Source organism: Pseudomonas sp. LBUM1663 (assembly GCF_059695905.1).
The window spans coordinates 1,595,457-1,606,947 of sequence record NZ_CP166792.1 but is presented as its reverse complement, the minus strand read 5'-3'; the positions used below and the strand labels follow the sequence as shown (position 1 = coordinate 1,606,947).

Here is an 11,491-nt window from a genome sequence, read left to right as displayed (position 1 = left end):
GCGTTATAGTCGAGGTCTACAATTATTGCGCCCCGCCCTGCCTCGTTCAGGTCGGCGTTACCGTTCGAGGATTAGCAGATGAAGTTCGAAGGCACCCAGGCCTACGTCGCCACCGATGACCTGAAGCTGGCGGTCAACGCCGCCATTACCCTGGAGCGTCCACTGCTGGTCAAGGGCGAGCCGGGCACTGGCAAAACCATGCTCGCCGAGCAATTGGCCGAGTCCTTCGGCGCCAAATTGATCACCTGGCACATCAAGTCCACCACCAAGGCGCATCAGGGCCTGTACGAGTACGACGCGGTCAGCCGCCTGCGTGACTCGCAGCTAGGCACAGAAAAAGTCCATGACGTTCGCAACTACCTCAAAAAGGGCAAGCTCTGGGAAGCGTTCGAGTCCGAAGAGCGAGTGATTCTGCTGATCGACGAAATCGACAAGGCCGACATCGAGTTTCCGAACGACCTGCTGCAAGAACTCGACAAGATGGAGTTCTACGTTTACGAGATCGACGAAACCATCAAGGCCAAGAAACGCCCGATCATCATCATTACCTCCAACAACGAGAAAGAGCTGCCGGACGCCTTCCTGCGCCGCTGCTTCTTCCACTACATCGCGTTCCCGGATCGCGTGACGCTGCAAAAGATCGTCGACGTGCACTACCCGAACATCAAGAAAGACCTGGTCAGCGAAGCGCTGGACGTGTTCTTCGACGTGCGCAAGGTCCCGGGCCTGAAGAAGAAGCCATCGACCTCGGAACTGGTGGATTGGCTGAAACTGCTGATGGCCGACAATATCGGCGAAGCGGTATTGCGCGAACGCGATCCAACCAAAGCGATTCCGCCATTGGCAGGCGCCCTGGTGAAGAACGAACAGGATGTTCAATTGCTTGAGCGCCTGGCGTTCATGAGCCGTCGCGGCACCCGCTAAGAGGCTGATCGCCATGCTGCTCAACCTGTTCAATGAAATGCGCGCAGCCAAGGTGCCGGTCTCGGTGCGTGAGCTGCTGGACCTGATCAATGCGCTGAAGCAGCGCGTGACCTTCGCCGACATGGACGAGTTCTATTACCTGTCCCGGGCGATTCTGGTGAAGGACGAACGGCATTTCGACAAGTTCGACCGGGCGTTCGGTGCCTATTTCAACGGTCTGGAAAAACTCGACGATCACCTTCAGGCCTTGATTCCTGAAGATTGGCTGCGCAAGGAATTCGAGCGCTCCCTGACCGAAGAAGAACGGGCCGCGATCCAGTCCCTCGGCGGCCTGGACAAGCTGATCGAGGAGTTCAAGAAACGCCTCGAAGAACAGAAAGAACGTCACGCCGGCGGCAACAAGTGGATCGGCACCGGCGGCACCAGCCCGTTTGGCTCCGGCGGCTTCAACCCGGAAGGCATCCGCGTCGGCGATGCCGGCAAGCGCCAGGGCAAAGCGGTCAAGGTGTGGGATCAGCGCGAGTACAAGAACCTCGACGATTCGGTGGAACTGGGCACGCGCAACATCAAGGTCGCCCTGCGTCGCTTGCGCAAATTCGCCCGTCAAGGTGCGGCGGAAGAGCTGGACATCGATGGCACCATCGACCACACCGCGCGCGATGCCGGCCTGCTGAATATCCAGATGCGACCGGAGCGGCGCAACACCGTCAAGCTGTTGCTGCTGTTCGACATCGGCGGTTCGATGGACGCGCATGTGAAGATCTGCGAGGAACTGTTCTCGGCCTGCAAGACCGAGTTCAAGCACCTGGAGTACTTCTACTTCCACAACTTCATTTATGAATCGGTGTGGAAGAACAACATGCGCCGCACCTCCGAGCGCACTTCGACCCAGGACCTGCTGCACAAGTACGGTGCCGACTACAAAGTGATCTTCATTGGCGATGCTGCGATGGCGCCTTATGAAATCACCCAGGCCGGCGGAAGCGTCGAGCACTGGAACGAAGAAGCCGGTTATGTGTGGATGCAACGGTTCATGGAGAAGTACAAGAAGGTCATCTGGATCAACCCGTATCCGAAAGATACGTGGGGCTATACGTCGTCGACCAATATTGTGCGGGACTTGATTGACGACCAGATGTACCCGCTGACGTTGCGGGGGTTGGAGGAAGGGATGCGGTTTCTTTCCAAATAACTGCACGTTCCCTGTGGCGAGGGGGCTTGCCCCCGTTGGGTTGCGAAGCGACCCCAAAATCTGCAATCGCGATGTATCAGACACACCGCATGCAATGGTTTTGCGACTGCTGCGCAGCCGAACGGGGCGATGCGGCATTCCGACAAGCCCCCTCGCCACAGTTAAAATCGCTGTAGATATTCAACCTGTTCGCGATGCGCCACCTCCTGCACCACCGGCCGCAACCGCACTTTCGCCCCCGGCAAGCACTGCGCCAGCCGCGCCAACGCCAGCGGCGTCAACGCGCCCAATCGCGGATAACCGCCAATGGTCTGCCGATCATTGAGCAACACAATGGGCTGCCCGTCCGGCGGGACCTGGACCGCACCGAGGGGGATGCCTTCGGAAATCATCGGCTTGCCCTGGTACTGCAACGCCGTTCCCAGCAAGCGAATGCCCATGCGATCGGCACGGCTGTCGAGGGTCCAGACGCTGTTGAAGGCGTCGAACAGACTTTGCCCGCTGAACTCGCCAATCTGCGCGCCGAGGACCAGATCCAGTGGCGAATCGACTTTGAAGTCCGGCCTGTGTTCTACCGGCAACTCCCGCAGCAATATCAGCGCACTCCCGCGATAGCTCAACGGTGCCCCTTTGGCCAAGGGCCGGCCCATGCCATCCAGCCCGCCAAGTTCTTCACGAACCACCGTCGCGCTGCTGCCCAGCACCTTTGGCGCGTCAAACCCGCCCGGTGCCGCCAAATAGGCTCGCGCCCCGAGCAGCGGCTGAGTGAATTGCAATCGCTGGCCCTTGTTCAGCCGGAAACTGCGCCACGGCGCCAATGCCTCGCCATCCACTTGCGCGCCCAGGTCCGCCCCGGCCAGCGCCAACACGCAATCGTCCTCGGCCACCACGCTGAATCCGCCGAGGGTGATTTCAATCACCGGCGCATCCAGCCCATTGCCCAGCAGCCAGTTGGCCCACGACATCGAGCGCCAATCCAGGCCGCCGCCCTGGGTCACGCCCAGGTGCCGCACACCGAAACGACCCGCGTCCTGCAACAGGCACAGCGGCGTACTTGCCTCAATCAGTAGACGGCTCATGCCTGGGCCTCCAATGGCGTGTCGTCACCGCCCAGGTTGATGAACTCTGCATGACCAACCGCTTCAAAACGCACGGTGTCACCCGGTTGCATCAAGCTGTAGCCGTCGCGCTCGCGGTCGAACAGCTTGGCCGGCGTGCGGCCGATCAAGTTCCAGCCACCGGGGGACACCACCGGGTAGGCGGCAGTTTGCCGCTCGGCGATACCGACACTGCCGGCGGCAACCTTTTTGCGCGGCGTATTCAGGCGCGGCGCGGCGAGCACTTCTTCCACCAGCCCCATGAAGGCGAATCCCGGCGCAAAGCCCAAGGCGAACACCTGATACTCGCGCTCGCTGTGGCGGCGGATCACCTCGTCCACCGACAGCCCGCTGCGCTGCGACAACACGCTCAACTCCGGACCGACGCTTAAGTCATACCAGACCGGCAACACATGGCATTTACCGCCTGCGCGGGCGTTTGGTGACAGGTCAATCAGCGCTTCGGCGATCAATTCCCGGGCCTGAGCCGGACTCAACGCGGTCAAGTCGTAATGCACCATCAACGTCGTGTAAGACGGCACCAGATCGATCAGATGCCCGGCGAACGCAGCGCGCAGATTTTCGCTGGCCGCCAGCATCCACGGCATGTTGGCTTCGGCAATTTCATCGAACAGACGCACCATCAGGCAATCCAGCGCCACCACCTCAACCCGCGGTTTCATGGTGCGCTCTGCTGATCAAGGGCTTCGCGAATCCGGCGCACCGCCGCCACCGAACTGGCGTTGTCGCCGTGGACGCAAAGGGTGTTGGCTTGCAAGTGCAAGGCGCTGCCGTCGCTGGCGGTGAGGGTGTCGCCACGGGCGATGGTCAGCGCTTGCTCGATAATGCTCTCGGGGTCGTGGTGAACCGCCCCCGGCAGTTGCCGCGAAACCAACATGCCGGCGCTGTCGTAGGCGCGGTCGGCGAAGGCTTCGAACCACAGGGTCACGCCGTATTCATCACCCAGTTGCTGGGCGGCGCTGTTGTCGCGCGTGGCCATCAGCATCAGCGGCAAGGTCCGGTCATACGCCGCCACGGCCTGCAGCACCGCGCGCAATTGCGCCGGGTTGGCCATCATGTCGTTGTACATCGCACCATGGGGTTTGACGTAACTGAGACGCCCGCCCTGGGCCCGGCAGATGCCGTCGAGGGCGCCGATCTGATAATGCAAAATGTCCTGAAGCTCCTGGGTGGCGTAGGCCATGGAACGGCGGCCGAAACCCACCAGATCCTGATAGGCCGGATGGGCACCGATCTGCACGCCGTTGCTCAGGGCCAGGCTGACGGTTTTGCGCATGATGCTCGGGTCGCCGGCATGGAAGCCGCAGGCGATGTTGGCGCAGTCGATGAAGGGCATGATCTCGGCGTCCAGACCCATGGTCCAGTTGCCGAAACTCTCGCCGATGTCGCAATTCAATAGCAGGCGGCTCACGGTGAACACTCCTGTAGGCATTTTCTTTTTTTGCTGTCGGGCAGATGCCCGCAGATTATCAGCTACTCGGCTTCAAGTTGCTTGCCACGGGTTTCCGGCAGGCTCAACGCCGCAAGGATCACCACGCCGTAGGACACCGCCGCAAACGCCCCGATGCCTACGCTCAATGGCACCTTCTGGCTCATCAAACCGATCATCAACGGGAACAACGCCGCCAAGGCCCGACCGATGTTGTAGCAAAAGCCCTGCCCTGAACCGCGAATCCGTGTCGGAAACAACTCGGTCAAAAACGCGCCCATGCCACTGAAAATCCCCGAGGCGAAGAAGCCCAGCGGGAAGCCCAGCCACAGCATCACGCCGTTACTGACCGGCAATTGGGTGTAAAGCAGCACGATGGTGAACGAGCCCACGGCGAACAGAATGAAGTTCTTTTTGCGGCCAAGGATGTCCGTCAAATACGCGCTGATGACGTAACCGACGTAGGAACCGACGATCACCATCGCCAGATACCCGCCCGTGCCAAGTACGCTCAAACCGCGCTCGTTCTTCAGAAACGTCGGCAGCCAGGACGTGATCGCGTAGTAACCACCCAGTGCGCCCGTGGTCAGCACTGAAGCGCGAATCGTGGTGAAAAGGATGCCGGGGGCGAAGATCTCGTAGAACTTCGCGGCGTTGCCTGGCTCCTGCTTGGCCTTGGCTTCGCGGTAGATTTCCGGGTCCTTGACCAGTCGACGGACGAAAATCACGAAAATCGCCGGCACGATGCCGAGGATGAACAGCGCACGCCAGGCATCTTCCGGCGGCAAGACCGAGAACAGCAGCGCATAGAGAATCGCCGTCAGCCCCCAACCCAGCGCCCAGCCCGATTGCACCATGCCCACTGCCTTGCCGCGGTCCTTGGCGCGAATCACCTCACCCATCAGCACCGCGCCGGCAGTCCATTCACCGCCAAAGCCGAAGCCCATCAGGGTGCGGCTAATCAACAGTTGCTCGTAGTTTTGCGCGAAGCCGCAGAGGAAGGTGAAGAAGGCAAACCACAGCACCGTCAGTTGCAAGGTGCGCACACGCCCGATGCGGTCCGACAGAATCCCCGCCACCCATCCGCCGATGGCCGACGCAATGAGCGTGCTGGTATGGATCAGCCCGGCCTCGCCGGTGGTGATGCCCCACATGGCAATCAGGGTCGGCACCACGAAGCTGAGCATCTGGGTGTCCATGCCGTCCAGGCCATAGCCGATCTTGCAGCTCCAGAAGGTGCGGCGTTCCTGCTGATTGATGTTGCGGTACCAGTCGAAAGGTCCCGGGCGAGGCGTGGCTTTGGGGATGTCGAGCGTGTCGGGCGCACTCATGGCAAATCTCCGTGCAAATTTTATTGGTATTGTTCTGAGCCCCGACGACGCCTATCGTGGGAACCGGATGGCCTGATTTTTGGTTGTCCGGCCCTGCTGCGTCCAACTAATAAAACCCCGCCCTAGACATAAGAAAACTTTATCCGCCACGAGCCGACCCCATGAACCTGAAGTTTCTCGAGACCTTTGTCTGGGTCGCTCGACTCAAGAGTTTTCGCCTGACAGCAGACAAGCTCTTCACCACCCAGGCGTCGATTTCCAGCCGCATCGCGGTGCTCGAAGGCGAGCTCGGAGTGAAGTTGTTTTTGCGCGATTCGCGGGGCGTGAGCCTGACGCCCGAAGGCTTGAAAGTGCTCGAGTATGCCGAGCAGATGATGGACACCATGCAAGCCCTCAAGCAGTCGATCGAGACGCGCTCAAGCAAGGTCGGGCGCGTGCGGATCGGCGTGATGGACACAGTGATTCACACGTGGCTGAGCCCACTGGTGGCACAGATGATGGATCACTATCCGCTGGTGGAAATCGAGTTGGTGGCCGATACGGCGCTCAACCTCTGCGATCAGCTGCAAAAAGGCTTTCTCGATCTGATCCTGCAAACCGATCTGGTGCGTCAGGAAAGCGTGCGCAGCCTTGAACTGGCGAGCCATCCGATGGGTTGGATTGTGGCCAGCAATTCGATCTACAACCGCGAGTACACGGGCATTGCCGATCTGGCGCGCGAGCGGATCATTACTTACTCGAAAAACTCACATCCGCATCAGGACATTCTGAGTCTGATGCAGGCGAACGGGGTGATGACGCCCCGGCTGAACTGCGTGAACTCGGTGTCGGCGATTACCCGGTTGCTGCGCGACGGATTCGGCATTGGTGCGTTGCCGCCGGTCCTGGTGGCCGAGGAGCTGGCGCGAGGGGAATTGACCCTGCTGGCCATCGATCAACAGCTGCCTAATTTGCAGGTCGTGGTGTCGTGGCGGGTTGGCGTGGAGTGGGTCGAGGAGATTGTGACGCTGTGTCAGCAAGTGCTGGAGGGGTATGCGCGCAAGGTGGGTGAAGACTACATCTCCCTCAGCAAGCCAACCGTCTAAACTGATACCCAAACCCTGTGGCGAGGGAGCTTGCTCCCGCTGGGCTGCGCAGCACCCCCGAAACAGCCACCCTCAGTGCGCCAGGCAAACCGCATTTTCCAGATTTACGACTGCTGCGCAGCCGAGCGGGAGCAAGCTCCCTCGCCACAAAAGCTCCCTCGCCACAGGGAGCGCATTGGCCCCCTTACAGGCCGCGCACATCCCGATCTTCGATCGGCCGGCTCTGGCGCAGGCGTTTGCCGCCCAGCACCACCCAGTCGATCAGACGGAACAGGCATTCAATGCCAAACGACAACAGCAACGCCCCGCTCATGCCCCAGATCATCGCTTCCGGTGTCAGCAGGATCTGGTAGCTGTAGCCATTCCAGGTTTCCTTGCGAATATCCGGATCAGCCGCCAGCGCCACCTGCAGGACGCGGATGTACCACGGGCCCTGCATGGCCTGGAACTGTTTATCGAGCGCCAGCTGACGGGTGAGCAAGGTACTCAGGCTCTCGGCGTCGCTGCGGAAAATCGGGTCTTCGCTGGCGCGGTAATGGGCGACCAGCGCCTGCATATCGCCCTTGAAGAACTGATTGGCGGTGCCCTGGAAACCGCTCAGGCTGGTCTGCGCCTCAATCAGATGCGCTTCGACCCGTTTCGCGTAATCGCTGATAAAACCCGGCACCTGGACACCGATCAACAGGCCCGCCGCAAACAACACCAGCCTTAGATAACTGAGCAACATCGGGTGAGATCCTTATTCGGTCTTGCCCTGGCTGACGCATTCGCCGCGTCGCCAGAGGCTCCATTGGCCCGGTTCGTAGCGGGTCCAGGTTTCGTTTTCGGTCAGGGGTTCGGTGGCGATCACCGTGACCACATCGTTGGGCGTGGTTTCGGCCTGGAAATCGACGATCACATCGACATCCTTCAACCGCGCCGGGCCGAATGGCGCGCGCCGGGTGATCTGGGCCAATTTGGTCGAGCAGTAGCAGAACAGCCAGTCACCGTCGCTCAGCAGGCAGTTGAACACGCCTTTGCTGCGGTATTCGGCGCAGGCGGCAACCAGATCCGGCAACAGCGCTTCGATCTCGACCGGTTCCGGAAACGCTGCGCGCACGCGGTTGAGCAAATCGCAGAATGCCGCTTCGCTGTCGGTGTCACCGACGGGGCGGTAAAAGCTTTTGATCGGCTGAAAATCCGCCAACTGGCCGTTGTGGGCGAAACACCAGTTGCGGCCCCACAGTTCACGCACGAAAGGGTGCGTGTTGGACAAGCAGACCTTGCCCACGTTGGCCTGGCGAATGTGCCCGATCACCACTTCGCTTTTGATCGGATAGCGCTGCACCAGGTTCGCCACTTCCGACTCGCTGCTGGCAGCCGGGTCCTGAAACAGCCGCAGGCCGCGCCCCTCGTAGAAGGCAATGCCCCAACCGTCACGGTGCGGCCCGGTGCGGCCGCCGCGCTGCATCAGCCCGGTAAAGCTGAACACGATATCGGTCGGCACATTGGCGCTCATGCCCAATAACTCACACATGCTCGGACTCTCGATGGAAGGCAGGGGCAAGGTTACAAACGCGGTTCGACCCGCAATCGCTGAGGGTTGCTCGGCACTGGCGGACGACCGTAACGATCATCGCCGGCACCGCCGAACGGATGATCGTCGTCAGGATCGTCGGCCCGGGCCGCGGCCTTGGCGGCGGCGGCCTGTTCCTTGCGAGCGTTGGAAGCCCGTTCAATAGGGAACCGGATCGCCACGAACACCAGGTAAATGCCGAAGGCGATCATGCCGTACATGAACAGGTCGGATACCGCCCGCCAGGCGTTGTTGCCCACCTTGAACAGAAGATCGAGCGCAGTGATGGCGATGGCCGGGGCTACTTTTTCCTTCACCGGGTCGATGATGGTCGGGCTGAACAGCAGCACGGCAACCAGCAGCCGCAATGGCTCACGCAGCCAACGCCACATCCAGCGGGTGATGCGCATCCACACCAACAGGCAGCCTAAAGCGGCAAAGGCGTAGAGGCCCCAGGCGATCAGATAGTCGTTCTCGGTCATGGTGTCCATGGCAAGGCAGGCAAAGAGGCGCTTATAGTAACGACTTTTCGCCCGTCAGGCGTAATCCATGTGGGAGCGAACTGTGGCGAGGGAGCTTGCTCCCGTTCGGCTGCGAAGCAGTCGCAGAGCTTTTGGGGTCGCTTCGCAACCCAGCGGGAGCAAGCTCCCTCGCCACACAGGCTCACTCCCACAAGGTCTGCACAGGCATCAAGAGTTGCATTGCGCCAGCGAAACCCTATTTTTCGTACAACGTCCGAGAGTCCTTCATGCCCTTATCCGCCAACGTCACCAGCGCCCCGATTGCCCACAAGGCCGACGGCCCTGACCCGTATGCCTGGCTGCAGGAGCGCGACACCGACGCGGTGCTCGACTACCTCAAGGCTGAAAACCAGTATCAAGAGGCGCAAACCGCCGATCAGGTCGGGCTGCGCGAAACACTGTTCGAGGAGATCAAGGGCCGGATTCTCGAAACCGACCTGTCGCTGCCCTCCCCCTGGGGCCCGTACCTGTATTACACGCGCACCACCGCCGGTGACGAATACGCCCGCCATTACCGCTGCCCGCGCCCGGCGGATGACAGCCTGGTGCTCGACGAAAGCCAGGAACAGCTGCTGCTGGACCCAAACGAACTGGCCAACGGCGGCTTCTTTTCCCTCGGTGCGTTCAGCATCAGCCCGGATCACCAGCGCCTGGCCTACAGCATCGACTCCACAGGCGATGAGATTTACACGCTGTTCGTGAAGGAATTGTCCAACGGCCGTGTCAGCGAACTTGAATTTCAGGACTGCGACGGCAGCATGACCTGGGCCAACGACAGCCTGACGCTGTTTTTCGGCGAACTGGACGACACCCACCGTCCGCATAAACTGCTGCGCTATCGACTGGACGGCACGGCAGCCGAAGAAGTGTTCAACGAGCCGGATGGCCGATTCTTCCTGCACTGCTACCGCTCCAGCTCCGAACAGCAATTGCTGCTGTCCCTGGGCAGCAAGACCACCAGCGAAGTCTGGGCCCTCGACGCCTCGCAGCCGCAGCAGGCCTTTACCTGCCTGGCGCCACGGGTTGAAGACCATGAATACGACGTCGACCACGGCACGCTGAACGGCGAGTGGGCCTGGTTCATCCGCACCAACCGCGACGGCATCAACTTTGCCCTGTACACCGCCGTCGATACCGGTGTCGCGCCCACCGAGGCCAACTGGCAGAACCTGATCCCCCACAGCGACAGTACGATGATCGAGGGCATGAGCCTGAACGTCGGCGCGATGACCCTGAGCCTGCGGGTCGGCGGCTTGCCGGTGATTGAAGTCCACCCGCAGGATTTGCCGAGCTACCGTGTGCAACTGCCGGATGCGGCTTACAGCCTGCACGTGCAGAACAGCCTGGAGTTTGTCAGTGACAGGATCCGCCTGCGTTACGAGGCCTTGAACCGTCCTGCGCAAATCCGCCAGCTTGAGCTGGACAGTGGCGAGCAGAAAGTGCTCAAGGAAACCCCGGTGCTCGGCCCGTTCGACGCCGACGCCTACGTCAGCCAGCGCCTGTGGGCGACGGCACCCGATGGCACGCAAGTGCCAATCAGCCTGGTGGTCAAGCGCGAAGCCCTCGGTCAGCCGACGCCCCTGTATCTCTACGGCTACGGCGCCTATGGCGAAAGCCTCGACCCGTGGTTCTCCCACGCCCGCCTGAGTTTGCTGGATCGCGGCGTGGCGTTTGCCATCGCCCACGTGCGTGGCGGCGGTGAGCTGGGCGAGGCCTGGTATCGCGCCGGCAAGCAGGAACACAAGCACAACACCTTCAGCGACTTTATCGCCTGTGCCGAGCACTTGATCGACAACGGCTTCACCACCTCAGCGCAATTGGCGATCAGCGGCGGCAGTGCCGGCGGTTTGCTGATCGGCGCGGTGCTCAATCAGCGACCGGAGCTGTTCGGCGCGGCCATTGCCGAAGTGCCGTTCGTCGACGTGCTCAACACCATGCTCGACCCGGACCTGCCGCTGACCGTCACCGAATACGACGAATGGGGCAATCCTGAAGAGCCGGAAGTCTATGATCGGATCAAGGCTTACGCCCCTTACGAAAACGTCACCGCGCAAGCCTATCCGGCGACCCTGGTGATCGCCGGCTACAACGACAGCCGCGTGCAGTACTGGGAAGCCGCGAAGTGGGTGGCGAAATTGCGCGCCACCAAAACCGACACCCATCCGCTGCTGCTCAAGACTGAACTGGGCGCCGGGCATGGCGGGATGAGCGGTCGTTATCAGGGATTGCGTGACGTAGCACTCGAATACGCATTTGTTTTCAAGGTTTTGGGGATTGCCTGAGGAACTTGGCCCGGCGCGCTGGTCTTAACACCAGACACCGGGCTACACGCCTCA

11 protein-coding genes are annotated in these 11,491 nt (G+C 61.0%); 4 read left to right on the top strand and 7 right to left on the bottom strand.

The window, feature by feature from the left end; all coding sequences use genetic code 11:
- Window positions 1-78: 78 nt before the first annotated feature.
- Together ACA075_RS07230 and ACA075_RS07225 are read left to right on the top strand one after the other, a co-directional pair.
- Complete coding sequence (locus ACA075_RS07230; protein WP_010462104.1) at window positions 79-924, top strand: AAA family ATPase; 846 nt, start codon at window positions 79-81, stop codon at window positions 922-924.
- A gap of 13 nt (window positions 925-937) precedes the next feature.
- Window positions 938-2,116 carry a vWA domain-containing protein gene (locus tag ACA075_RS07225; RefSeq protein WP_077749161.1) on the top strand — a complete coding sequence of 393 codons (1,179 nt, stop codon included), beginning with the start codon at window positions 938-940 and terminating at the stop codon, window positions 2,114-2,116.
- A 161-nt stretch (window positions 2,117-2,277) separates the two neighbouring features.
- Here ACA075_RS07225 and ACA075_RS07220 read toward each other — a convergent pair whose 3' ends face one another.
- From ACA075_RS07220 to ACA075_RS07205, 4 genes are all read right to left on the bottom strand, one after another.
- Complete coding sequence (locus tag ACA075_RS07220) at window positions 2,278-3,195, bottom strand: 5-oxoprolinase subunit C family protein (RefSeq protein WP_497297901.1); 918 nt, start codon at window positions 3,193-3,195, stop codon at window positions 2,278-2,280.
- The gene (gene pxpB / locus ACA075_RS07215) at window positions 3,192-3,896 is read right to left on the bottom strand and encodes a 5-oxoprolinase subunit PxpB (protein WP_497297900.1); all 705 of its coding nucleotides are present in this window, start codon (window positions 3,894-3,896) and stop codon (window positions 3,192-3,194) included. Before pxpB ends, ACA075_RS07220 begins: the two co-directional genes overlap by 4 nt.
- Window positions 3,893-4,645 carry a 5-oxoprolinase subunit PxpA gene (locus ACA075_RS07210; RefSeq protein WP_497297899.1) on the bottom strand — a complete coding sequence of 251 codons (753 nt, stop codon included), beginning with the start codon at window positions 4,643-4,645 and terminating at the stop codon, window positions 3,893-3,895. The genes pxpB and ACA075_RS07210 overlap by 4 nt, the downstream gene beginning before the upstream one ends.
- Before the next feature lie 62 nt (window positions 4,646-4,707).
- Complete coding sequence (locus ACA075_RS07205; RefSeq protein WP_497297897.1) at window positions 4,708-5,994, bottom strand: MFS transporter; 1,287 nt, start codon at window positions 5,992-5,994, stop codon at window positions 4,708-4,710.
- Between the two features lie 161 nt (window positions 5,995-6,155).
- On the opposite strand from ACA075_RS07205, the gene ACA075_RS07200 reads away from it, so the two are divergent.
- Entirely contained in the window at window positions 6,156-7,079 is a 924-nt protein-coding gene (locus ACA075_RS07200; protein WP_497297896.1) for a LysR family transcriptional regulator, read from the top strand.
- A 184-nt stretch (window positions 7,080-7,263) separates the two neighbouring features.
- Here the strand turns inward: ACA075_RS07200 and ACA075_RS07195 are convergent, their stop codons facing one another.
- Genes ACA075_RS07195 through ACA075_RS07185 form a run of 3 tightly spaced genes read right to left on the bottom strand, consistent with a single transcriptional unit; the run spans window position 7,264 to window position 9,125 of the window.
- On the bottom strand, window positions 7,264-7,806 hold the full coding sequence (locus tag ACA075_RS07195) for a DUF2937 family protein (RefSeq protein ID WP_219095179.1): 543 nt from the start codon (window positions 7,804-7,806) through the stop codon (window positions 7,264-7,266).
- Window positions 7,807-7,818: 12 nt separating this feature from the next.
- The gene (locus ACA075_RS07190; RefSeq protein WP_083374803.1) at window positions 7,819-8,595 is read right to left on the bottom strand and encodes a class II glutamine amidotransferase; all 777 of its coding nucleotides are present in this window, start codon (window positions 8,593-8,595) and stop codon (window positions 7,819-7,821) included.
- 32 nt (window positions 8,596-8,627) lie between these two features.
- Complete coding sequence (locus ACA075_RS07185) at window positions 8,628-9,125, bottom strand: hypothetical protein (protein ID WP_010462122.1); 498 nt, start codon at window positions 9,123-9,125, stop codon at window positions 8,628-8,630.
- A gap of 257 nt (window positions 9,126-9,382) precedes the next feature.
- Between ACA075_RS07185 and ACA075_RS07180 the strand changes: the two genes are divergently transcribed.
- Window positions 9,383-11,437: a S9 family peptidase gene (locus ACA075_RS07180; RefSeq protein WP_497297894.1), complete on the top strand. Its 2,055-nt coding sequence runs from the start codon at window positions 9,383-9,385 to the stop codon at window positions 11,435-11,437.
- Window positions 11,438-11,491: the final 54 nt, after the last annotated feature.